Source organism: Mesorhizobium sp. B2-3-2, assembly GCF_006442295.1.
Lineage (GTDB): Bacteria > Pseudomonadota > Alphaproteobacteria > Rhizobiales > Rhizobiaceae > Mesorhizobium.
In genome coordinates, this window is sequence record NZ_VFWA01000001.1 from 701,086 (window position 1) to 723,835 (window position 22,750).

The 22,750-nt window shown below is 63.4% G+C and carries 27 protein-coding genes and 1 pseudogene; 10 read left to right on the plus strand and 18 right to left on the minus strand.

The genetic code is table 11. The features are described 5' to 3' along the window. The first annotated feature begins 64 nt into the window (after nt 1-64). Nucleotides 65-637 carry an NADPH-dependent FMN reductase gene (locus FJ964_RS03475; protein ID WP_140549080.1) on the plus strand — a complete coding sequence of 191 codons (573 nt, stop codon included), beginning with the start codon at nt 65-67 and terminating at the stop codon, nt 635-637. A 14-nt stretch (nt 638-651) separates the two neighbouring features. Here the strand turns inward: FJ964_RS03475 and FJ964_RS03480 are convergent, their stop codons facing one another. From FJ964_RS03480 to FJ964_RS03540, 13 genes are all read right to left on the minus strand, one after another. Further along, nucleotides 652-1,866, minus strand: coding sequence for an MFS transporter (locus tag FJ964_RS03480; protein WP_140549081.1), 1,215 nt, complete (start codon nt 1,864-1,866; stop codon nt 652-654). Continuing rightward, a complete protein-coding gene (nusB, locus tag FJ964_RS03485; protein ID WP_140494035.1) occupies nt 1,863-2,363 on the minus strand; it encodes a transcription antitermination factor NusB in 501 nt (166 codons plus the stop codon). Before nusB ends, FJ964_RS03480 begins: the two co-directional genes overlap by 4 nt. Next, nucleotides 2,360-2,854, minus strand: coding sequence for a 6,7-dimethyl-8-ribityllumazine synthase (ribH, locus tag FJ964_RS03490; protein ID WP_140549082.1), 495 nt, complete (start codon nt 2,852-2,854; stop codon nt 2,360-2,362). Before ribH ends, nusB begins: the two co-directional genes overlap by 4 nt. 237 nt (nt 2,855-3,091) lie before the next feature. Next, nucleotides 3,092-3,709, minus strand: coding sequence for a riboflavin synthase (locus tag FJ964_RS03495; RefSeq protein WP_140549083.1), 618 nt, complete (start codon nt 3,707-3,709; stop codon nt 3,092-3,094). Nucleotides 3,710-3,720: 11 nt separating this feature from the next. Beyond that, on the minus strand, nt 3,721-4,851 hold the full coding sequence (gene ribD, locus FJ964_RS03500; protein WP_181172368.1) for a bifunctional diaminohydroxyphosphoribosylaminopyrimidine deaminase/5-amino-6-(5-phosphoribosylamino)uracil reductase RibD: 1,131 nt from the start codon (nt 4,849-4,851) through the stop codon (nt 3,721-3,723). After that, nucleotides 4,848-5,327 (minus strand): transcriptional regulator NrdR, encoded by a 480-nt coding sequence (gene nrdR, locus FJ964_RS03505; protein WP_010915593.1) that lies wholly within the window; start codon nt 5,325-5,327, stop codon nt 4,848-4,850. The genes ribD and nrdR overlap by 4 nt, the downstream gene beginning before the upstream one ends. 139 nt (nt 5,328-5,466) lie before the next feature. Next, complete coding sequence (locus tag FJ964_RS03510) at nt 5,467-6,057, minus strand: hypothetical protein (protein WP_140549085.1); 591 nt, start codon at nt 6,055-6,057, stop codon at nt 5,467-5,469. Between the two features lie 82 nt (nt 6,058-6,139). Further along, entirely contained in the window at nt 6,140-7,453 is a 1,314-nt protein-coding gene (glyA, locus tag FJ964_RS03515; protein ID WP_140549086.1) for a serine hydroxymethyltransferase, read from the minus strand. A gap of 182 nt (nt 7,454-7,635) precedes the next feature. Beyond that, nucleotides 7,636-9,276, minus strand: coding sequence for a Na+/H+ antiporter (locus FJ964_RS03520; protein ID WP_140549087.1), 1,641 nt, complete (start codon nt 9,274-9,276; stop codon nt 7,636-7,638). Between the two features lie 154 nt (nt 9,277-9,430). Then, entirely contained in the window at nt 9,431-10,684 is a 1,254-nt protein-coding gene (locus FJ964_RS03525; protein ID WP_140549088.1) for a murein L,D-transpeptidase, read from the minus strand. Nucleotides 10,685-11,024: 340 nt separating this feature from the next. Continuing rightward, entirely contained in the window at nt 11,025-11,540 is a 516-nt protein-coding gene (locus FJ964_RS03530) for a winged helix DNA-binding protein (RefSeq protein WP_008875359.1), read from the minus strand. 237 nt (nt 11,541-11,777) lie between these two features. Beyond that, a complete protein-coding gene (locus tag FJ964_RS03535; protein ID WP_140549089.1) occupies nt 11,778-12,200 on the minus strand; it encodes a DUF6163 family protein in 423 nt (140 codons plus the stop codon). Continuing rightward, entirely contained in the window at nt 12,197-13,240 is a 1,044-nt protein-coding gene (locus FJ964_RS03540) for an enoyl-CoA hydratase/isomerase family protein (protein WP_140549090.1), read from the minus strand. Before FJ964_RS03540 ends, FJ964_RS03535 begins: the two co-directional genes overlap by 4 nt. A 195-nt stretch (nt 13,241-13,435) precedes the next feature. On the opposite strand from FJ964_RS03540, the gene FJ964_RS03545 reads away from it, so the two are divergent. The 5 genes and pseudogenes from FJ964_RS03545 to FJ964_RS03565 all read left to right on the plus strand — a co-directional run bounded on the left by FJ964_RS03545 (nt 13,436) and on the right by FJ964_RS03565 (nt 16,941). After that, nucleotides 13,436-14,266 carry a DUF2066 domain-containing protein gene (locus FJ964_RS03545; RefSeq protein ID WP_140549091.1) on the plus strand — a complete coding sequence of 277 codons (831 nt, stop codon included), beginning with the start codon at nt 13,436-13,438 and terminating at the stop codon, nt 14,264-14,266. Between the two features lie 88 nt (nt 14,267-14,354). Beyond that, complete coding sequence (gene hemB / locus FJ964_RS03550; RefSeq protein WP_140549092.1) at nt 14,355-15,386, plus strand: porphobilinogen synthase; 1,032 nt, start codon at nt 14,355-14,357, stop codon at nt 15,384-15,386. Nucleotides 15,387-15,432: 46 nt separating this feature from the next. Beyond that, entirely contained in the window at nt 15,433-15,729 is a 297-nt protein-coding gene (locus tag FJ964_RS03555) for a nucleotidyltransferase domain-containing protein (protein ID WP_140549093.1), read from the plus strand. Nucleotides 15,730-15,859: 130 nt separating this feature from the next. Next, nucleotides 15,860-16,009: pseudogene (locus tag FJ964_RS31760) on the plus strand (hypothetical protein); the annotation flags it as partial. Between the two features lie 284 nt (nt 16,010-16,293). Beyond that, the gene (locus tag FJ964_RS03565) at nt 16,294-16,941 is read left to right on the plus strand and encodes a dihydrofolate reductase family protein (RefSeq protein WP_140549094.1); all 648 of its coding nucleotides are present in this window, start codon (nt 16,294-16,296) and stop codon (nt 16,939-16,941) included. A 52-nt stretch (nt 16,942-16,993) separates the two neighbouring features. Here FJ964_RS03565 and ppk2 read toward each other — a convergent pair whose 3' ends face one another. After that, nucleotides 16,994-17,914 (minus strand): polyphosphate kinase 2, encoded by a 921-nt coding sequence (gene ppk2, locus FJ964_RS03570; RefSeq protein WP_140549095.1) that lies wholly within the window; start codon nt 17,912-17,914, stop codon nt 16,994-16,996. Between the two features lie 239 nt (nt 17,915-18,153). Here ppk2 and FJ964_RS03575 point away from each other — a divergent pair, with 239 nt between their 5' ends. Then, nucleotides 18,154-19,197, plus strand: a complete 1,044-nt coding sequence (locus FJ964_RS03575) for an aldo/keto reductase (protein ID WP_140549096.1) — start codon at nt 18,154-18,156, stop codon at nt 19,195-19,197. A 79-nt stretch (nt 19,198-19,276) separates the two neighbouring features. Further along, nucleotides 19,277-19,423 carry a hypothetical protein gene (locus FJ964_RS03580; RefSeq protein WP_140549097.1) on the plus strand — a complete coding sequence of 49 codons (147 nt, stop codon included), beginning with the start codon at nt 19,277-19,279 and terminating at the stop codon, nt 19,421-19,423. A 24-nt stretch (nt 19,424-19,447) separates the two neighbouring features. On the opposite strand, the gene FJ964_RS03585 is transcribed toward FJ964_RS03580, so the two are convergent. Both FJ964_RS03585 and FJ964_RS03590 read right to left on the minus strand, forming a co-directional pair. After that, nucleotides 19,448-19,681, minus strand: coding sequence for a DUF982 domain-containing protein (locus FJ964_RS03585; protein WP_246670991.1), 234 nt, complete (start codon nt 19,679-19,681; stop codon nt 19,448-19,450). A 131-nt stretch (nt 19,682-19,812) separates the two neighbouring features. Further along, nucleotides 19,813-20,478, minus strand: coding sequence for a GntR family transcriptional regulator (locus tag FJ964_RS03590; protein ID WP_140549098.1), 666 nt, complete (start codon nt 20,476-20,478; stop codon nt 19,813-19,815). Between the two features lie 118 nt (nt 20,479-20,596). Between FJ964_RS03590 and FJ964_RS03595 the strand changes: the two genes are divergently transcribed. Both FJ964_RS03595 and FJ964_RS03600 read left to right on the plus strand, forming a co-directional pair. Continuing rightward, a complete protein-coding gene (locus FJ964_RS03595) occupies nt 20,597-21,850 on the plus strand; it encodes a multidrug efflux MFS transporter (protein ID WP_140549099.1) in 1,254 nt (417 codons plus the stop codon). 36 nt (nt 21,851-21,886) lie between these two features. Next, nucleotides 21,887-22,252 (plus strand): DUF423 domain-containing protein, encoded by a 366-nt coding sequence (locus tag FJ964_RS03600; protein WP_140549100.1) that lies wholly within the window; start codon nt 21,887-21,889, stop codon nt 22,250-22,252. 15 nt (nt 22,253-22,267) lie between these two features. Here the strand turns inward: FJ964_RS03600 and FJ964_RS30890 are convergent, their stop codons facing one another. Both FJ964_RS30890 and FJ964_RS03605 read right to left on the minus strand, forming a co-directional pair. Beyond that, the gene (locus FJ964_RS30890) at nt 22,268-22,417 is read right to left on the minus strand and encodes a hypothetical protein (RefSeq protein ID WP_181172347.1); all 150 of its coding nucleotides are present in this window, start codon (nt 22,415-22,417) and stop codon (nt 22,268-22,270) included. Between the two features lie 62 nt (nt 22,418-22,479). Then, nucleotides 22,480-22,620: a hypothetical protein gene (locus FJ964_RS03605; RefSeq protein ID WP_140549101.1), complete on the minus strand. Its 141-nt coding sequence runs from the start codon at nt 22,618-22,620 to the stop codon at nt 22,480-22,482. Nucleotides 22,621-22,750: the final 130 nt, after the last annotated feature.

Sequence of the window (22,750 nt, forward strand, 5' to 3'; positions counted from 1 at the left end):
CGATCTGCTGCCATCTGGCGGATAATGCAGCGAGGGTGCGGGCGGCAAACACGGAGAGCGTGTCATGGCCATACACAAAGTCGGTTACCTCATCGGCAGTCTTGCCCGGGAATCCATCAACCGCAAGCTCGCGAAGGCGCTCGTTCAACTTGCCCCTCCGGAACTCGAAATGACGGAAATCTCGTTCAAGGATCTGCCGCTCTACAGCTACGACTACGACGCCGATTTCCCGCCGGTCGCCCAGGCTTTCAAAAAGGCGATCGCCTCCGTCCAGGCCGTTCTGTTCGTCACCCCAGAGTATAACCGCTCTATTCCCGGCGGACTGAAGAACGCAATCGATTGGGCCAGCCGCCCCTACGGCAAGAATTCCTTCGCGCGCAAACCGTCAGCCGTCATCGGAACATCGCCGGGCGCCATCGCGACCGCCGTCGCCCAACAAAGCCTTCGAAGCGTTCTGAGTTTCTGCAATTCGCCCCAGATGAACGCGCCTGAAGCTTATATCCAGTTCACGCCGGGGCTGATCACGGACGAGGGCGAAGTGACGGTCGAATCCACCGAGGACTTCCTGCGCAACTATATGGCTGAGTTCCACATGTTCATAGCGCGAGTGCTTCAGGTTCTGCCGCCGGACGCATAAATTCAAATTGGGCGTCAAGCCAGACGCAAGCTCGCCATCCTCAGCGCGCCGAGCGCGACGAAGCATAGCATAGTGACGGGAAAGATCATCCAGTTGAGCATGGTCCAGCCCCAGGCATTGTAGACCATGCCCGACATCAGCGAGGCGCAGGCCACGGAGCCGAACAGGACGAAGTCGTGGAACCCCTGCACCTTGCCCTTTTCGGAAGGCCGGTAGCTTGCCGCGACCATGGCCGTGGCGCCGATGAAGCCGAAATTCCAGCCGAGGCCGAGCAGGATCAGCGCCGTCCAGAATTGCCATAGCGCCAGGCCGGACAGCGCGACCACCGCACAGCCGATCAGCAGCAGGAGGCCGGCCGCGACAATGCGTTCAGCACCGAAGCGATGGATCAGCGATCCGGTGAAGAAGCTCGGCCCGAACATTGCCATGACATGCCAGGAAATGCCGAGCGTCGCATCGTCCTCCGACAGGCCGCAGCCGACCATGGCAAGCGGCGCGCCGGTCATGACGAAGCTCATCAGGGCATAGCTGCCGACGGCGCAAAAGAGTGCCGCGACGAAACGCGGCTGCGTAACGATCTCGGCCAAGGGCCGGGCATCGCTGCCGGCAATTTCCGTTCCGCCGGCGGTGGCCCTCGGCGGCAGGCGCAGCAATGACAGGATCGCCGCGCCGACGGCGGCCAGCACCAGGATGGATGCGAACGAACCGGCAAACATCACCGGTGCGAACAACTCGCGGGTGAAGATGACGATCTGCGGTCCGAGAATGGCGGTGATGATGCCGCCCGCCAGCACGAAGGAGATGGCGCGCGCCTTGAACTGCGGCGGCGCATTGTCGGCGGCGGCAAAGCGGAACTGCTGGACGAAGGCGCCACCGACACCGATCACCGTCAGGCCGAAGGCGAACAGCCAAAAACTGCCATGGAAGAGTGCCAGCGTCGCGACCAGACCGCCAAGCGCGGTGACGATCGTACCGGTCATGAAGCCGCCGCGCTGGCCCATCGCGCGGATGATGGCCGCCGCCGGCAGCGCACCGAGCGCCACTCCGAGATTGAAGCCGGTGATCGGCGCCGTCGCCAGCGACTTGTCGGGGCCGAGCAGATATTGACCGGCCAGCGCGCCCATGGAGATAGCGATGGGCGCCGCCGAACCGATGATTGCCTGCGAGGCGGCGAGGATCAACGCGGTGCGCCGCGCCTCCCTGGCCGCCTCGATGGCGACCGCCGTCATGAAGCGTCCTTGCCGCGTCCCTCGCCACGCACCCGACGGGAGACGCGATCGAGCACGGCGTTGACCAGCTTCGGCTCGTCTTCCTCGTAGAAAGCCTTGGCGATATCGACATATTCGGAAACGATCACCGCCACCGGCACGTCTTCGCGCTTCATCAGTTCGTAGACACCGGCGCGCAGGATTGCGCGCAGCGTCGAATCGAGGCGCGACAGCGGCCAATCATCGGTCAGCGCCTGGCGGATAACCGGATCGATGGTTTTCTGGTCCTCGACGACACCGGTGAGGATGGCGCGGAACCATTGGGCATCCGCCTCGCGGTAAAGCGCACCATCGACTTCCTTGCCAAGGCGGAACGCTTCGTATTCGGCGGTGATCTCGAAGACGCCGCTGCCGGCGACATCCATCTGATAGAGGGCCTGCACGGCGGCAAGCCGCGCCGCGCCGCGCTTGTTGGCGTGGCGCACCGTGGGCTGTCCGGGCGAAGCGGGGTCGCTCACGATCGCGCTCCCAGTCGTTCCTTGAGCGCGATCATGGTCAGCGCCGCGCGCGCGGCAAAGCCACCCTTGTCGCCTTCCGAACGTTTGGCCCGCGTCCAGGCCTGCGCGTCGTTCTCCGTGGTCAGGATGCCGTTGCCGATGCAGACCGAGTCCTGCACGGACAGGTCCATCAGTGCGCGGCTGGATTCATTGGCGACGATATCGAAGTGATAGGTGTCGCCGCGGACGACGGTGCCAAGCGCGACGAAGCCGTCATAGTTCGTGCCGCCTTCCGCCGCGCCGTCCAGCGCGAAGGTAATGACGGCGGGAATTTCGAGCGAACCTGGAACGGTGACGACGTCGTAGGTCGCACCCGCTTCGTCAAGCGCGCTCGTCGCGCCTTCGAGCAGTGCGTCGGCAAGATCGTCGTGGAAGCGTGCCTCGATAACGAGAAGGTGGGCCTTCTTCTTCGGGCGAATGAACGCTTTGCCGTGTTGGGATGTGCCAGCCATAAATGTCTCCGGGATCGCCGGTGACTTAGGCCGAAGCCGAATTGATCGCAAGCACAAGATTGCCTCATTGGGCCGGGGTACCGAGATCGGACAATCTGTAGCGAGGCTTTGAGCCCAGGCAACAATGGCGTGGGCCACCACTCGGCCAGCATCTACATCGGCCACCTCAGCCGCGCTTGCACTTTGGAATTCCTGTGTTCCATCACCGCTAGTTCCTCATGAACAGCTCGGCGATGCTCAAAGCCCCTCTTTCGCCGCTTCCGCCAGCCGTGCCGCATAGCGGGCCATGGTGTCGATCTCGAGATTGACGCGGTCGCCGACCTTGCGCTCACCCCAGGTGGTGACGGTCAGCGAATGGTGGATCAGAAGCACGTCGAAGCGGGTGCCTTCCACCTTGTTGACGGTGAGCGAGGTGCCGTCGAGCGCGACCGAGCCTTTCGGCGCGATGAACTTCGCCAACTCGCGCGGCGCTTCCAGCGTGAAGCGCACCGCATCGCCCTCGTCCTTGCGCTCGACGATCTCGGCGGTACCGTCGACATGGCCCGACACGATGTGGCCGCCAAGCTCGTCGCCGATCTTCAACGCCCGCTCCAGATTGATCCGCGTGCCCGATTTCCAACCCGTCGCCGTCGTCAGCCGGAGTGCCTCCTCCCAGGCCTCGACTTCGAACCAGCGCGCGTTCGAGCCGCTGTCGGGCAAGGCCGTCACGGTAAGGCAAACGCCGCCGCAAGAGATCGAGGCGCCGATGGCGATGGTTTCGGGATCATAGGCGGTGTCGATGCGCAATCCCACGCCTTCCCGCAGCGGCTTGACGGCCGCGACGGTGCCTATGTCGGTAACAATGCCGGTAAACATCGGTGTTGATCCTAAAAGTCTCTTACCCACTCGGCGTAGCTGTCCTCGCCGAACCGCATCTCGCGCAGTTTGCGAAATCCCGCCGGGACATGGTTGGCATCGATGGGCGATGCAATGCCCCCCTTGCCGATCGCCTCCGGCCCCCGGAACAGCACGATGCGGTCGACCAGGCCTTCCGACAGAAAGGCGCTGGCCACCTTGGCTCCGCCTTCGACCAGCACGCTGGCCATGCCGAGCGCGGCAAGATCCTCGAGCAGTTCCGGCAGCGCCACGCCGCCTTCATGCGTCTCGGTGCCGATGAAGCGCACGCCGGCGCGTTCGAGCGTTGCTCGCCGCAGAGGATCGGCTTCCAGGCAAGCCGCGACGTAGAGCGGCACCCGGTCGACACCGGACACCAGTTTCGAAGTCTCAGGCAGCCTGATCTGCCTGTCGAGCACAATGCGCGCCGGCGACCGGTTCTCCAGTCCCGGCAAGCGCACCGTCAGCGCCGGGTCGTCCTCCAGCGCCGTGCCAATGCCGACCAGGATGGCATCAGCCTCGGCGCGCATCAAATAGACTTCGCGGCGCGCAATGTCGCCTGTGATCGACACCTGCCCAGCCCCTTCCATGCCGATCTTGCCGTCGCTGGAAAGCGCCAGCTTGAGAGTCACTTCCGGCCGTTTCCTAAGCGATCGAATGAGATAGCCGGCCATCTGCTCGGCGGCCTCCGCCGCCAGGACATTCTCCACAACCTCGACGCCCGCGGTACGCAGGATCGCGTAGCCTTGGCCCGACACGCGCGGATCGGGGTCGCTGGCGGCGCCAACGACGCGCGCGATGCCGGCATTGACCAGAGCGTTGGCGCAAGGCGGCGTGCGTCCGTGATGCGCGCAAGGCTCCAGCGTGACATAGGCGGTGGCGCCGCGCGCCAGTTCGCCCGCTTCGGCGAGTGCCTCGGTCTCGGCATGCGGGCGGCCGCCGACGGCGGTGACGCCGGTGCCGACGATCATCGGGCCCAAGCCATCGTCGCGCACGATGAGTGTGCCAACGGAAGGATTGGTTGAGGTCCGGCCCGCATTCCTGCGCGACAGTCTGAGTGCAGCCGCCATGAAACGGCGGTCAAGGGCTGCCTGTTCGGCCTCGCTGCGTTCCGCCATGCTCAGCCGGCGTCCTCTTCGCTCTTGTCCTCGTCGCCCTTCAATTCCCCCAGCAGTTCATGGAAATCCTTGGCCTCGCGGAAATTGCGGTAGACCGAGGCGAAACGGACATAGGCGACGTCGTCGAGCGACTTCAGCGCTTCCATGACCAGCCGCCCAACCTCGCCCGAGGCCACTTCGGTCTCGCCGGAGCTTTCCAGCTGGCGCACGATGCCGGTCACGGCACGATCGATGCGCTCGGGATCGACATTGCGCTTGCGCACAGCGATCTCGACGGAACGCAAGAGCTTGTCGCGGTCGAAAGGCACTTTTCGCCCCGACTTCTTGACCACGACGAGGTCGCGCAACTGCACGCGCTCGAAGGTGGTGAAACGGCCGCCGCAATCGGGGCAGACGCGACGCCTGCGGATCGCCGCGCCATCCTCGGCGGGGCGCGAATCCTTCACCTGCGTATCTTCGGACTGGCAATAGGGACAGCGCATTGAGAGCCTTGGGTTCGCGAATCTGGTGAGGCGAAAAGGCTTAGAGCCTTTTGCCACGATGGCAAGGCACGCAGACCCTTTCGCGTCAGAGATAGCGAGCCGCGAGGCAGATTGCCAGCACCTGCCTCAGCACACCTGGCTAGGGTGCAACGTCCTTGGTCGGAAAGCCGCATGATGTGCCGAGGTTGCGGTAGGCCTTGGTGAAGCCGTCCATCGGAATGCTGGCGAAAGCCTCTTTGCCGAAAGCGACATCGAGTGAGGTGACTTTGCGCATGGCTCGCAAGAGCGCGAGACTGGTCTTGGGCTGGTTGTCGACCGTCCAGCTGGGACGGCCGTTGACGGCATCGTTCGAATAGACGGTGGCGGAAACCTTGACGCCAGGATCACCAAAAGTGGCGGCGATCTTCTTGCCGGTGGGAAGGTTCCCGTTGTCGACAATAATCATGATGGCCGGGTAAGCGTCCGGCGGCATGGCGTCGCCGTTCGAGATCGACAGCGTCAGCGTGCCCGAATTGCCGCTGGCATCGAAAAAGGCGGTGGAAGCGGCGCAGGTCTTGCGCGCATCCTGGCCGGTGTCGAGCGTATCGACGATGGTTGTCCATCTGCCGAAGGTAGCGGTGGCGGGCATTTCTGGGGCGGGTTGGGTCTGCGCAAGGGCAGCTCCGGGCAATGTCAGGAAAACGCCCAGCAAGGCTTGGGCGCCAAGAGTGGCGGGGCGGAAATTACGCATCGTCTGGTCTCCAGTTCGGCGCGTCGACCGATCGGGGGGTCGGTGCGCCGCTGGCGGATAAAAGATGACGCGTGGCGCGAGGTCAACCGAGATAAGGGTAGAGCGGGAACCGATCGGTCAGCGCCACGACCTTGGCCTTGACCGCGGCCTCTACCGCGGCATTGCCGTCATCGGAATTGGCGGCCTTGAGGCCATCCAGCACCTCGGCGATCAGCTTGCCTATTTCGCGGAACTCGGCCTGGCCGAAGCCGCGCGTGGTGCCGGCGGGCGTGCCGAGCCGCACGCCGGAGGTGACGAAGGGCTTTTCCGGGTCAAAGGGGATGCCGTTCTTGTTGCAAGTGATGTTGGCGCGCCCAAGTGCGGCCTCGGCGCGCTTGCCGGTGGCATTCTTGGGGCGCAGGTCGACCAGCATGAGGTGGTTGTCGGTGCCGCCCGACACGATGTCGAGGCCGGTCTCCTGAAGGCTGGACGCGAGCGCCTTGGCGTTGGCGGCGACGCTCTCGGCATAGAGCTTGAAGCTCGGCTTCAGCGCCTCGCCGAAGGCAACCGCCTTGGCGGCGATGACATGCATCAGCGGCCCGCCCTGCAGGCCGGGAAACACCGCCGAGTTCATCTTCTTGGCGATCTCCTCGTCATTGCACAGGATCATGCCGCCGCGCGGGCCGCGCAGCGACTTGTGCGTGGTGGTCGTCACCACATGGGCATGCGGCAACGGCGAGGGGTGCACGCCGCCTGCGACGAGGCCGGCGATGTGGGCCATATCGACCATGAGGTAGGCGCCGACCGCATCCGCGATCTCGCGAAAACGCTTCCAGTCCCAGATGCGCGAATAGGCGGTGCCGCCGGCCAGGATAAGCTTCGGCTTCGTCTCATGCGCCGTCTTCTCGATGGCGTCCATGTCGAGCAGGTGGTCGTCCTTGCGCACGCCGTAGGACACGACCTTGAACCATTTGCCGCTCATGTTGACTGGCGAGCCGTGCGTCAAATGCCCGCCGGAATTGAGGTCGAGGCCCATGAAGGTGTCCCCCGGCTGCAAGAGAGCCAGAAACACCGCCTGATTCATCTGGCTGCCGGAATTGGGCTGCACGTTGGCGAAATTGCAACCGAACAGTTTTTTCGCGCGCTCGATCGCCAGCTCCTCGGCGACATCCACGAACTGGCAGCCGCCATAGTAGCGCTTGCCCGGATAGCCCTCGGCGTATTTGTTGGTCATGATCGAACCCTGCGCTTCGAGCACGGCGCGCGAGACGATGTTCTCAGACGCGATCAGCTCGATCTCGTGGCGCTGGCGTCCGAGTTCGTTGCGGATGGCGCCGAAAATTTCCGGATCGGCGTCTTCCAGCGTGGTTTCGAAGAAGGATTCGAATTTGTTCGACGCTGCCGCTGCTGTTGCCATGGCCTGAATTCCTTAGGTCCGGAGGGTCGGTTTTGTCTTGCGCATGCCGTTGTCCCAAACCGCTGCACATTTTCGGGTGACAGGATCGGGTTCGCCGCGCCATTAACACAGTTGTTTTCGCCTCGCCACGTTTGCGGCGCGAAATTTGCTGGCCGGATTGCGGCAGGCAGAGCGGCGGACCGTTATTTCCTGTCGCGCCGCTGCTTCAGAAGAGCCTCGGTCAAGGTGATCTCGGAAAACAGCGCCCGCATCGTATGGTCATTGATCTCACGGCTGAGAAACATGGCGCGTAGCGCGGCGCGCTCGGCTTCTATGCCGGCCGCCCTGAGTTCAAGCTCCAGACGGCTCGCCTCGCGCGCCTCGGCACGCGCTTCGTCGGCCTCGTCGGAGGCGGCGATGCGGCGCCGGTAGCCGGCGACGATGCTGTCGGCAACGGCGAGCCGTGCCTCGACGGCCCCGCCCTCGCCTGCCTCATTGGCGATGCTCTCGATCCTGGCGATCGCCGCATTGGCTGCGCCGACCCGCGCCCGGCGCTCCTCGGCCGCCGCCGGGTCCTCGCCCGGTTCGACCAGCCCGCGAGCGATCTTCGGTAGCGCGAGGCTGGCGATGGCCAGCGAGCAGATGATGACCCCGGCGGCGAGGAAGATCACCACGTCGCGGGCCGGGAACGGCGAGCCGTCCTGCAAGGTGAGCGGCAGCGACAGGATGCCGGCCAACGTGATCGCTCCGCGCACGCCGGCGACCGATCCGGCGAGCCGCACGCGCAGGCCGAACGGCTCGGCCTTTCGCTTGCCGAGCCGCGCCGACATGGCGCCAGCCATGTCGCCGATCCAGATCCACAGGAAACGCAGGCCGATCAGGCAGAGCGTCAGCAGCAGCACTGTCAGCACCGGCTCGATGATCCAGTGCCGGCTGGACAACTCCGGCGGCACTTTACGGATAATATCGGGAAACTGCAGGCCAAGCAGGATGAAGAGCGCGCCGTTGAAGACGAAGGACAGCGTCGACCACAGCGACATCGTCTGCATGCGCGCCGAGACGCCCAGGAAGCGGAACATGCCGGAAACTCCGGTCAACAGGCCGGCGGTGACCGCCGCCAAGATGCCCGAGGCGCCGATATGCTCGGCGCTGAGATAGGAGACGAAAGGCACCAGGATCATGACCAGAACCTGCGCCTCCGCCGGCACGCCGCCGATGCGGTTGAGCAGTTGCAGCGCCTTGGCGGCAACGAACAGCGCCGCCATGCCGGCGAGGATGCCGGCACCTACGGCATAGAGGAAGCTCAGCGAGGCCGCGGCGAAGGAAAAGCTGCCGGTCAATGCCGCCGCCACGGCAAAGCGGAACATGACCAGACCCGACGCGTCGTTGAGCAGCGACTCGCCTTCCAAAATGTGCATCAGCCGCGCCGGAACGATGTTCCTGTCGACTATGGAAGACACCGCCACCGCGTCGGTCGGCGACAGCACCGCGGCGAGCGCGAAAGCGACAACGAGTGGGATGCTGGGCACCAGCCAATGCAAGGCGTAGCCAAATCCGACGATGGTGAAGAAGACCAGTCCGATGGCAAGGTCGAGGATGGGTCCACGCAAGGCGACAAGCTCGCGCTTGGGCGCAGCAAAGGCATCGGCGAACAGAAGCGGCGGAATGAATACGAGCAGGAACAGTTCCGGATCGATCTCGACATGCAGCCCGCGCGCCGGCCAGGCCAGCGCAGAACCCATGGCGATCTGCAGAACCGGCAGCGGCACCCGCACCAGCCGCACCAATGCACCGGAAAGCGCCACCAGGACGAGCACGACGAGGACGAAGACGGCAACTTGCATGGTCCGATTCCGGCAGTTTCGCCGACCATGCGCAATGGCCCGCTTCGTCCAGCCGGAGCGGGCCTACGCAGAGTTGGAGGTCAGCGGCGGTGTGAACGGCCTGGCGACAGGAAAAGGCCGCTCAAGAGCGGCCTTTTCCTGAACAATCAATCGCTTAGAGCGACGAAGTAATCTGCAGCTCGTTGGCTCCGTCGAGGCCATATATGTCGTCGCGGAACTGGACGACGCCGGGGCCCGTCGACCAGGCCGAGAGATAGAGGAAATGCACCGGCACCGGGTTGGTGACCTGGATCGGCGTGTTCTCGCCGGTCTTGATCGCAGCCTCGAAATGCTGCCGGTCCCAGCCGGGCGTGTCGCGCAGGATCCAGGTGACGAGGTCGCGCACGTTCTGCACCCGCACGCAGCCCGAGGAATCGAAGCGCATCATCTTGCCGAACAGGCTCTGCTGCGGTGTATCATGCATGTAGACGCCGTCCGGGCTCGGGAAATTGATCTTCACCGACGCCATGGCGTTGTCCGAACCGGGATCCTGGCGGAAACGGTACTTGGCCGCGTCGTCGGTCGACCAGTCCACATTCATCGGATCGACTTCGCTGCCATCTGGCGCAAACAGGCGAATATGGCTGTTCTTGAGATAATCGGGGTCCTTGCGCATCAACGGGATGATGTCCTTGCGCACGATCGACACCGGCGCGTTCCAATATGGATTGACGATGATCTCGTTGATCTTGGAATTGACGATCGGTGTCTGGCGATCGATCTTGCCGACGATCGCGGTATGGCGAAGCACGACACGATCGTTCTCGACCGCCTCGACCTGCGCTGCCGGAATATCGACCAGCACATAACGGCTGCCAAGCGTGCCCGCCTTCTCCTTCAATCGCTGGAGATTGGTCTGCAACTGGCCGAGCCGGATCTGCGCCGAAACGTTCATCGCCGCGTAGGTATATTTGCCCAGCGCGCCGTCGGCCGGCAGGCCATGGCGCAGTTGGAAGCGCTTGACCGCCGAGTCGACATAGGAATCGAAGGCCGTCGAGATGCCGGCGCTCTGCGACAGGTCGCCGGCGACCATCAGGCGCTTGCGCAGCGGCGCGACATCGGGATCATCGACGCCGAGCTGCAGTTTCTTGGTCGCGGGAACCTCGACCCAGCCGCCCTGCCCGACGATGTTCTGGTACTGCGCCACGGCTTGCTCGGTGAAGGCGACGGTCTGCGGGCTGAAGATCGGCAGCGTCGAGGCCACCTTGCCGCCTGCACTGGCGCGGGCGTCGAACTGATCATCCCAGTTGCCGCGCGCCGAGGACTTCAGGATGTCCCCGATCACGTCCTGCGCGCTGGCGCGGCCGGCAACAACGGCGGCTGCGAGCGCGGAGGCTCCGGAAAGGAAGAAACGGCGGCTGGTTCTCATGGACGTTCCAGACATTTGTAGCAGTTCGACACTTGCTGCGTTGATCATCGGGCGATCTCGCCCGCACTCTAAAATTGGCAATCTTAACAATTAGCCAACCATGGTCCGCATCACCTCGGTGTGAAAACGCGCAAGGCTGCGGGTGAACCCATGGCCTTCACCACAGCATCACTGCCATCTTCGGTTCCATTGGAATATGGCGGCAACGTGGCCTTGGCCCGCAATTTGCTTCGGCCAACGCAACGAAAAGAAAAGACCGATGCTTTTCGGCACCGGCCCTGACTGGAGGTCGCTGTTGCTGCCGCGCTTCTGTGGCGCGGCTTCTAGTCCTGGACTTGGCTCACATCCGGTAAGCGATGGTGTCGTTCCAGAAGCGGTCGAGGCGCTGCAGGGCGCGGTTCATCTGCTTGAACTCGTCGGTGTTGATGCCGCCGACCTGCTCGATCGAGCCGACATGGCGCTCGTAGAGACCGGCGACCACCTCCGCCACCTCGTTGCCCTTCGGCGTCAGCGAGACGCGGACCGAACGGCGGTCGATGCGCGACCGCTGGTGGTTGATGAAGCCGAGATCGACAAGCTTCTTGAGATTGTAGGAGACGTTCGAGCCGAGATAGTAGCCGCGCGAGCGCAGCTCGCCGGCGGTCAGCTCCGAATTGCCGATGTTGAAGAGCAGCAAGGCCTGGATGGCGTTGATGTCGGAACGGCCGTTGCGGTCGAACTCGTCCTTGATCACGTCGAGCAGACGGCGGTGCAGGCGCTCGACCAGTTGGAGCGATTCCATGTACAGCGAACGGATTGCCTCGCGGCGATCGTCGGAAACGTTGGCGGTCTTTGCCGCCGGACGCGAATTGATCATTGTCTTTGCCTCTCGTTTGTCGCCCTGGTGATTTTTTGTTTTTCACCTTGATCGCGACACTATCGAATACTCATAAAATTCGACTTAAACGCCAAGGCTAACAAGAGCTTACCGGTAATAGGTTTCGCAAGACGCTTAACGAACGGTCACTCGAGCAAGGATAATTAACCTAAAGATTTAGCCAATGATTTCAGGGCGAAATCTGATCCGCCGGATGGCGGGCGGCGCGTGCCGGTCTCAGGTCCGCGGCGACCGCTTCTGTAGATAGATGACGAGGCGGAAAACGACATAGAGCAGCGCCACGCCCGCATGCGAGACGACGATGAGCGGACGGTGGCCGAAGAGTTCGGGGAAACCGGCATACATGACGATCTCCGTCACGGCGCAGATGAACCAGATCACCGGGCCCCAGGAGGCCAGCATCCATAGGCCGGCGGCGGCAAAGGGAAAAAACACGGCGAGCACCACCGCCGTCACCTGCCAGTGGACCGGCATCAGGTCGAAGCGCCACAGCGAGCCGGGATAGAAGCCGATGAGCCTGACCCAGTACAGAATGCCGAACAGTAGGCAGTAACCCGATATGATCCGCTGGAACCAGGCGAAGATAACCTCCACCCCCGAGGGCTGAAGCACGACGCGTCTGGACGTCACCTCGCTCATAGCGGGAGTTCCCGTTCACCGAGCGAGGCAAAATAGGCATCGACATCGGCATCGTCGACCGCATCGAGGGTCGCCGGCATCCATTGCGGCTTGGAACCTTTTTCGATGATGGTGGCGCGTATGCCTTCGTAGAAATCGTGGCCCGCAAGCATCCGGTTGAGGATGCGGAACTCCATCTTCATGCATTGATCCATCGGCAGCGTCAGGCCGGCAGTGATCTGGCGCCAGGCGACACGAAGGCTGGTCGGCGAGCGGGTCAAGATCGTCGCCAGGGTCGTTGCGGCAAAGTCGTCGCTGCCTGCCGCGCGCTCCAGGCTGCCGATGATATCGGCAAGCGAGGCCTGCGCGAAATGACGGGCGATCGCCTCCAGCACGCGCCTGTCCGTCTCGCGCTTCGCCGGAATGAAGAAGCCGCGCAGCACTGATTCTGGATCGCCGGTAGCGGCGAGCTGGTCAAGAAAGCCTGCCTGGTCCTGCGCCTTGATCGTATGCGTGGCCAGCCCGGACCACAACGCGTCGCCATAGCGGATGCGATTGCCGGTCAGCGCCAGATACATGCCGAAGGAACCGCCAAGATCGGGCAGCAGGTGGCTGGCGCCGACATCCGGGAAAAAGCCGATGCCCACCTCCGGCATGGCGAACTGGGCATTTTCCGTCATCACCCGGTGCGATCCATGAAAGGAGATGCCGACGCCGCCGCCCATGACGATGCCGTCGATCAGCGCCACATAAGGTTTCTTGAAACGTGCGATCTGGGCGTTCAGCCGATACTCGTCGGCGAAAAATTCGACGGGCGGCTTGCCGGCCCGGCCGGCCTCGTAGATGTGCAGAATGTCGCCGCCGGCCGAAAACGCCCTGCCCTCGGCCTTGACGACGACGACGTCGACGCTCCAGTCCCGCTCCCAGGCGTGCAATGCCTTGGCGAGCGCATTGACCATCCCGTGAGTGACCGCGTTGAGCGCCCGCGGCCGCGTCAACGTGACGATGCCGGCCCGACCCAGATGTTCGAAGCGGATCTCGTCGCCTCCGCCAAAATCCATCGTGAAAGAATCCCTCCCCCGCTCCGCCGGGACTGAAGTGCTAAAGCGTGGCGCATGGCCGCGTCAATGCCGGCATGCTGACAGCGCGTCTTGGCTCGTGCCGGAGCCCAGTGCTAAAAAGAGCCGTTGTGGCCGCAACGCCGGGAACCGCATGGCGACGGCGCAGCTGTAGCGGGTTCCAATGGGGTGTGGCTCATGGCTGGATTTGCGCGCCTCGTGCCGATGACGATCGGGCTGATCGTCATTTGCCTGGCTTTGCAACCGACCCTGGCGGCAAGCCTCGCCGAGCTTTACCAGTCGCAGACCATCGTCAATGGTCGGTATGAGAAAAACCGCCAGGCTGGCTTCAAACGTTGCCTCGACGCTGTTCTGGTCCGGGTCTCCGGCGACCAGCGCCTGCCGGCGAAACCGGAGATGGCGGCGCTGCGCGACAGAGCCGCAAGCTTCGTGGCGGGCTTTCGCTACCGCGATCGCATGGAAGGCATTCCCAACCATGACGATCAGGGCACCTATGATCGGCCTCACAATCTCTACTGCCAGTACAGCCCGGCGGTAATCGATCCGGTGCTGGCTTCGCTCGGCAGCAGGCCGTGGCTGACCGAACGGCCACGGCTGGCGGTGTTCTTGTCGACCGAGCGCGGCGTCGGGCATTTCGCGCTCGATGCCGATGACGAGCGCGGCGTGCTGATGCGCGAGTCGTTCGGCAATGCCGCCGCGCCGATCGCCATGCAGGTGGCCTTCCCCACGGCGGCGCTGCTGTCGAAGGCCGGATTGGACGACAGGACCATGCGCGACGCCGACATGGCGAAGCTGGACACGGTTGCGAAAATGGCCGGCGCCGATCAGGCGCTTTCCGGCAGCATCGTCTGGAGCGACAAGGAGTTCGGCTGGATCGCCGACTGGCGGCTGGCGAAGGCCGGCAAGACCTACGCCTGGCAAGTGCGCGGCGTCGGCTTCGACGAGGCGTTCCGTGTCGGCATGCGCGGTGCGGCGCAGATCCTTTCGGGCAACGGGCAACCCGAATAGGGACCCGACCGGATCGCTGGCACAAACGTGTCGCATTGGTCAGCACCACGGGTGCGTGATAAAAGCCCGCCAAACGAGAGTTTTGGCGATGAACAGATTCACCCCCGCAAAACCTGCCGGCGCGCGCAGCGTCGACGACATCACCGGCAGCCGCCGCTTGCGCCGCATGCGCAAGGCCGACTGGTCACGGCGCCTGGTGCAGGAGAACAGGCTTTCCGTCGACGACCTGATCTGGCCGATCTTCGTCGTCGACGGCAGACAAGTGCGCGAGCCTATCGCCGCCATGCCGGGCGTCTTCCGCCTGTCGATCGACCTTGCCGTCAAGGAGGCCGAACGCGCGGCAAAGCTCGGCATCCCCGCGCTCGCCACCTTTCCGAATGTGGACATTTCGCTGCGCGACCAGACCGGCTCACATATCCTCGATCCCGACAACGTCATCAACCGCGCCACGCGCGCGATCAAGGACGCGGTGCCTGAAATCGGCGTCATCACCGACGCCGCGCTCGACCCATTCACCAGCCATGGCCATGACGGCATCCTGCGTGACGGTCTCATCGTCAATGACGAGACGGTGGAACAGGTGACCGCGGCAGCCGTCATCCAGGCCGCGGCCGGCGCCGACATCATCGCGCCGTCCGACATGATGGACGGCCGCATCGGCGCCATTCGCGATGCGCTCGACGCAAACGGTTTCCAGGACGTGGCGATCATGTCCTATGCAACGAAATTCGCCTCCGCCTTCTACGGGCCGTACCGCGAGGCGGTCGGCACGGCCGGTCTGCTCAAGGGCGACAAGAAGACCTATTACATCGACCACGCCAATTCGGACGAAGCGGTGCGCGAGGCCGAGCAGGACCTGGCCGAAGGCGCCGACATGCTGATGGTCAAGCCCGGCCTGCCCTATCTCGATATCATCCGAAGGCTGAAGGACGAATTTGCGGTGCCGACCTTCGCCTACCAGGTGTCGGGCGAATATTCGATGATCAAGGCAGCGGGCGCCAATGGCTGGATCGACGGCGAAAAGGCCATGCTGGAATCGCTTCTTGCCTTCAAACGTGCCGGCTGCGACGGAATCCTCACCTATTTCGCCCCTGAGGTGGCGGCGATGCTGAGGGGTTAAGCCGTCTGATTGTTTGGAATTTCAGTCTAATCCATTACAATGAATCATGCGCAAGGATGAGATCATCGAACGGTTGCGGAGAAACGCGGATGCCATCCGAGGCATGGGCGCGACATCGCTTTACCTATTTGGATCCATCGCACGCGACAGTGGGAACACTGACAGCGATCTCGACTTGTTCATCGACTATGATCCGACGCGGCGGTTTTCGCTGATCGATCTGGTGGGTATCAAGCAATTTCTCGAAGAGAATATCTCGGCGGAGATCGACCTCACCACACGCGATAGCCTTCATCCGATGTTGAAAGCCGAGATCGAGCGATCGGCCGTGTGCGTATTCTGATGGGAGCCCGCCGAATCGAGCCAATCCTAGCCGAGATCATGACGGCCTTGGATGGCATCGACGCTGCCACCGCGGGCAAGACTCTCGAAATTTTCGTAACAGCTGGCTACTTCGCCATGGCGTCGAGCGCGGCATCGAGATTATTTCTGAAGCCACGCGGCATATCCCGGACGATTTGATCATTCTTGCTCCAGAAATCCCTTGGAAACAGGTTCGTGGAATAGGCAACATCTACGCCACGAATATCACAAGACGTCCGAAGCTCTCGTCTGGGCAGTAGCGGCAGACAGCCTACCGCCGCTACACCTGGCCATCGAGCGAATCCTCAAGGCTTTGCAAGGCAAATAGCTGTATTTCCTCGCGGGCCGGCTGCGGCCACTCCGCAGCTGCCTGCTGCACAAGCATCCCGGTCACCTTCGTCAGAAGCATTAAGCGTATTGGCGGTGCTGCCGCTGACCGTCGGCAGTTCACCACGTCACAGCAATGGGAATACAGCTTGCAATATGCAATCGGTTGCGTTATTCCATACTGGTTGCAATTTACAAGCAGTCTGAGGAGGCCTCCATGTCCAAACTTCGCGTCAATGCATTCACCTTGTCGCTCGACGGTTACGGTGCCGGTCCCGACCAGGATTTGAAAAACCCGCTCGGCGTCGGCGGGGAAGCCCTGCACAAATGGATGATTGGTACCCGCACCTTCCGCAAGATGGTGCTCGGAGAAGATGGCGGCACCACCGATACCAACGACGCGTTCGCGGCGGGCAGCTTCGAGAATGTCGGCGCCTGGATTCTCGGCCGCAACATGTTCGGGCCGATCCGCGGCGAATGGCCCGACGAAAACTGGAAGGGCTGGTGGGGCGACAACCCGCCCTATCATGTGCCTGTCTTCGTGCTGACGCACCATGCGCGCGAGCCCATCGTCATGGAAGGCGGCACGAGTTTTTACTTCGTTACGGATGGCATCCATTCGGCGCTCGAGCAGGCAAGGGCAGCGGCCAATGGCAGCGATGTGCGGGTCGGCGGCGGGGTCGCCACCGTCCGGCAATATCTTCAGGAGAAGCTCATCGACGAGATGCATCTGGCGATCTCGCCGGTGCTGCTCGGCTCCGGCGAGCACCTCTTCGCCGGGATTAATCTGCCGAAGCTCGGCTACCAGTGCAGCGAACAGGTAGCGACGCCGCTTGCCACGCATGTGGTGATCAAGCGGGCGTAAGGTGGGGAGCGTAATCTCCCCCCTGGTGGGGGAGATCGCAGCTTCACCCGCCTCAATACTTCTCCGGCACGTAGAGCTCGCGCGGCAGCACCTGGCGCTCGTATTCGGGATTGAAGACGCGCTCGGGGAGCGTGATCTCCTCGTGCGGCACCTCTTCGTAGGGAACCTGCTGCAAGAGGTGGTCGATGCAGTTCAGCCGCGCTCGCTTCTTGTCGTTGCCCTCGACGATGAACCAGGGCGCCTCCGGAATGTTGGTACGGGCAAAGGTCTCTTCCTTGGCCTTGGTATACTGTTCCCAGCGCACCCGTGACTGCAGGTCCATCGGCGACAGCTTCCACTGCTTCATCGGATCGTGGATGCGCATCAGGAAGCGCATCTGCTGTTCCTCGTCGGTGATCGAGAACCAGTATTTGATCAGCGTGATGCCCGAGCGGACCAGCATGCGCTCGAACTCCGGCACGTCACGGAAGAATTCCTCCACCTGATCGGGCCCAGCGAAACCCATCACCCGCTCGACGCCGGAACGGTTGTACCACGAGCGGTCGAACAGAACGATCTCGCCGCCGGCCGGCAGGTGCGGCACATAACGCTGGAAATACCATTGCGACTTCTCGCGCTCGGTCGGCGCCGGAAGCGCCACGACGCGGCAGATGCGTGGGTTGAGCCGCTGGGTGATGCGCTTGATGACGCCGCCCTTGCCGGCCGAATCGCGCCCTTCGAAGATCACCACAAGCTTCTTCTTGTGGTAGGCGACCCAGGATTGCAGCTTGATCAGCTCGGATTGCAGCCCGATCAGGTCGCGAAAATACTGCATGCGGTCGATAGAAGGCGGATGCGCGTTCTTGTAGATCCTCGCGATCTCCAACGACAGCGCCGGTTCCGACATCTCCAGTTCATAGTCCTCGTCGAGCGTGTCGGCGAGTTCAGCTTCCAACCAGTCCCTGGCGCCGGACTTGGGTATGGATTCATTCATCTCGTGCTGCTCCATCTGCAAGCTGCCGCCTCCGGCAACGGCCGGGCGCACTGGCGGCGTCCTGACGGCGGCGCGCAACACCCTGACCGACTGAGTATAGGCCGGCAATGACGGTTTTATTGCAAGGGCACGCCACGGCCGCTCATCGGTGTGCGGGGCCGGAGGGCGACAAGCCGCGCAGATTGTCCTACAAATCCAGCAACCCTATCGGGCCATTCTACTCAATCGCGAGGACTGACATGGAATACCGCACTCTCGGCCGTTCCGGCCTGAAGGTTTCGACACTGACCATGGGCACCATGACCTTTGGCGGCGCCGGCCCTTTCGCGGCTGTCGGCAACAGCGATCTCGCCGAGGCGAAGCGCATGATCGATCTGTGCATCGATGCCGGCATCAATCTCATCGACACGGCCAATGTCTATTCGAACGGCCTCTCGGAGGAGATCATCGGCGAGGCGCTCGGCGGCAAGCGCAGGAGCGACGTGCTGATCGCCTCCAAGGCGCGCATGCGCATGGGCGATGGCCCCAATGACGAGGGCCTGTCGCGTCATCATTTGATCCGCGAATGCGAGAAGAGCCTGAAGCGGCTCAAGACCGACGTCATCGACATCTATTTCCTGCACGAATGGGACGGCGTGACGCCACTCGAAGAGACCATCGCCGCGCTCGACACGCTGGTCGGCCAGGGCAAGATCCGCTATGTCGGCTGCTCCAACTATTCCGGCTGGCAGGTGATGAAGGCGCTCTCCATCAGCGACAGCCGCCATCAACCGCGCTTCGTCACCCAGCAGATCCACTACACGCTCGAGGCTCGCGAAGCCGAATACGAGCTTCTGCCGATCTCGGTCGACCAGGGGCTGGGCGTGCTGGTGTGGAGTCCGCTGGCGGGCGGCCTGCTGTCGGGCAAATATCACCGTGACAGCCCGACCGCGCGCCAGATCGCCGGGTGGTCCGAACCGCCGATCCGCGACGAGGACCGGCTGTGGCGGATCGTCGATGTGCTGGTCGAAATCGGCAAGGCCCGCGGCGTGTCCGCCGCACAGGTGGCGCTTGCCTGGCTGCTTGGCCGGCCGGCCGTCAGCTCGCTGGTGATCGGCGGGCGCAACGAGGCCCAGTTCAAGGACAATATCGCCGCGGCCAGCCTGACGCTGACCGGCGAGGAACGTGACCGTCTCGACGCGGTCAGCCGCCCGCCCCTGCTCTATCCCTATTGGCATCAGCAGCTGACGGCGAAGGAACGTTTCGGCGCCGCCGACCTTGTGATCGACCGAAGCAGCTTATAGGAACCCTGATGCCGGCTCCGAGACGTCGGAAGGCGAACGACGCGTAGTCAGCCCACAAGAACAGCAAAAAGGAGCCGCCATGGCACGAGCACCAAATTACGATCAGGAACGCAAGGAACGCGATCGCCAGAAGGCGGCCAAGAAGGCCGAAAAGCTGGCGGCCAAGGCTGCGGCGCGGGAGCGTTCGAAACCCGAGACTGACACCGAGACTGAAACAGAGGAGTGACGGCGCGCGGCAATCCGGCCTGGATCAGGCCGGCGCCTTGTCGCTGACGAAGACGTCCACTTCACGCGCCGCCGCGATAAAGGCGCGCCTTGCGTTCATGGCCGGCTTGTCGCCGGCCAGCGCATCGTGGCAGGCCTGCAGCGCCGCCCGATGCTTGGGAGTGCGCTTGCCGGGCCAGCTGTTCATGAGGTAGTCGGAAGCCTCGCGGGCCGAGCGTAAGAGCTGTGTACTTCCCGCCGTGACTGATTTGACGGTCACGGGTACTTCAAATCGGTTGTTTTCCATCGCCCGGTCCTACGCCATCGGCGTCCGCGAAGCGAGGCCGAAAAGTGGGGCTCGGGGCCGGCGGTCCTTTTTTCGGCGGCGAGTGGCCTGCCCTGCAGGCCACATTATGCCGCCACGACGGCAAATCCCCTGGCGCGAAGGCCGCGGCGATCATTGGCCAGCGACGTCAACAGACGGTCGCGACTGCCGACGATATGCTCCGAGAGCAAGCGCGCGGCTTCCTGTGCATCGCCGCTCCGCACGGCGGCCAGGATGGCGTGATGCTCGGCCCACGCGCGGCCAAGGGCCGCTCCATCGCGTACCTCCAGCCAACGGGCGCGCGAAAGCCTGATCATCGCATCGCGGACGGCCCGAAACAGGAATTCATTGCCGGACAGCCGTGCCAGCTCGATGTGGAAATCCATGCCGACGCGATGCCATTCCTCGCGCGGAGTGTCGTCGTCGCAGGAGACGAGCATAGCCTCGACGACATCGACGGCACTTCTGTCGGCAAGCCCGCATGTCAGCCTTACGGCCGCGACCTCGACCGCTTCGCGGTAGACCGCGATCTGCTCGAGTTCGGCCAGGTTGATGGGCGAGACCGTCCAGCCGCGCCCGTCCCTGCCGACCAGCCCCTCGGTTTCGAGCCGCAGCAGCGCAGCCCTGACCGGCGTGCGCGAGGCGCCGAAGCGGCTTTCGATCCAGCGCTCGGTGAGTTTCTCACCCGGGCCGATCTCAAGTCCAAGGATCATCTCGCGGAGCTGCCGTTCGACATTGTGCATCTGGGACATCGTTGTTGCCTTTTCACGTGCCGCATTGACAGCGGTCGGGCTGTGGGTCCATGACGGATACCGACTTGGTATCCCAAAACGGTATCCACAACAATCCCCTGACACACGCAGGCACGACATGACGCAGAACGATACGGCACAGGGCGGCTACAACATCCACTGGCGGCGCAATCTCGCCGTCTGCTTCGCGGGTTCGTTCAGCACGCTCATCGCCATGACCCTGCTCTTGCCGTTCCTGCCGCTCTATGTCGAGCAACTGGGCGTCGAGGGCCATGCGGCGATCGTGCAATGGTCGGGCATCGCCTATGGGGCGACCTTCTTCGCGGCGGCGCTCGTTGCGCCGTTATGGGGACGGCTCGGCGACCGCTACGGCCGCAAGCTGATGTTGGTACGCGCCTCCTTCGGCATGGCGATCTGCATGTCGCTGACCGGAATGGTCGAGACGGTTTGGCAATTGGTGCTGCTGCGCCTGCTGATCGGCTTTGCCGGCGGCTATTCCTCCGGCTCGACCATATTGGTGGCCATGCAGACGCCGAAGGACCGCTCCGGCTGGGCGCTCGGTGTCTTGTCCGCTGGCATCACGGCAGGTTCGCTGGTCGGCCCCTTGCTCGGCGGCGCGCTGCCGCCGGTAATCGGTATCCGCGCGACCTTTCTGTTGTCCGGCGGCGTCATCTTCCTTGCCTTCCTGGCGACGACATTCCTGATCAAGGAGAACCAGCGCCCGCAAGCAAGCAAGGCCGCGACGGCGGCAAAGCCGAAGAGCGGCTGGTCGCAAATTGCCGACAAGCGTCCGGTCGTGGCCATGCTGACGACCGGCATGCTGCTGGCCTTCGCCACCATGTCGATCGAGCCGATCATCACCGTCTATGTGCAGCAGCTGATCGAGGACCAGAGCCGGGTGACGCTCGTTGCCGGCGTGGTGATGTCGGCGGCCGCTCTTGGCGCCATTCTGTCGGCGTCATGGCTTGGCAGGCTCGCCGATCGCGTCGGTCATTGGAACGTCGTCGTCGGCGCGCTGGCCGTGTCGGCGCTGCTGCTCATTCCACAGGCCTTCGTCACCGACGGCTGGCAACTGATCGCGCTGCGCTTCCTGATGGGCCTGGCGCTCGGCGGTTTGCTGCCTTGCATCACCAGCGTCATCCGCCACAACATTCCCGACGGCGTCGGCGGCAACGTGCTTGGCCTTTCGATCTCGGCCCAATATGTCGGGCAGGTGGCCGGACCGCTTGCGGGCGGTTTCGTCGGCGGCCATTTCGGCATGCGGGCGGTGTTTCTCGGCACGTCGGTGCTGATGGCGCTCGGCGCGGTCTACAACTGGATTGTCCAGGCGCGGCGGACGCGGCATATGTTGATGGAAGCGGGCAAGCCCTGACAAGCTGCCCAGCCGATCAAGCGAAGGAGCGTCGACATGAACCTGGCCGAAACGACCGGCAGCCGTCTGCTTGTGCTCGCCGCAGGCCTTATTGGCGCGGCAGGAGTGGCGCTGTCGGCGGCCGCCGCGCATCTCGGCGGCGCCTTCACCGGTACGGCGGCATCCTTCCTGCTGATGCACGCACCGGCGTTTCTGGCCGTCGGTCTTCTCGACGCGAATCGCCCGCTGCGGATAGCCAGCCTGGTGCTGCTCGTCGGGCTCGTGCTTTTCACGGGCGATCTTCTCGCCCGCGATTTTCTCGGATCGAGGCTGTTTCCGATGTCGGCGCCGATCGGAGGCACCCTGCTCATCGCAGGCTGGCTGGCCATAGCTGTCTCCGCCGTGGTGCGTCGGCGACCCTGAGATGGGCGGCCGGTTTCAATCCCGGCGACGTTCAAGCCGGATCCAAAAATCGCGGTTGCGCGCCGAGGGCTTCGCGCGTCGCGGCGCCTCTGACCGCTCCGCGGCCGGGCCGATGCCCCAATAATTGCGATAGATGTCGTCGAACAGATGCTTCATCGGATGCATGGCTCTTCTCCTTGACTTTAATTGAATCGATCCAATCAGCCGGCGCAAAAAATTCACGCCAGTCAGCTCCGCTTGCGCGCCACCAGGAAGCGGAGATCGCGAATCCACGGGCTTGTTCCGCCGCGGCGCTTGGACACTTTGGCGGCCGACCCGCTCCAGTCGTTGCGGTAGATGTCTTCGAACAGATAGTTAACAGGATGCATGGCGCACCTCCCGTCTAGTTTGGTCCAGCAGGCAAGCCTGAATTGGATCGATTCAAAGATAGGCCTGTGGAAGCCGCCGGTCAAGCGAAATTTGAATCGATCCAACGAAAGTGCTAGATGCAAATCGGGA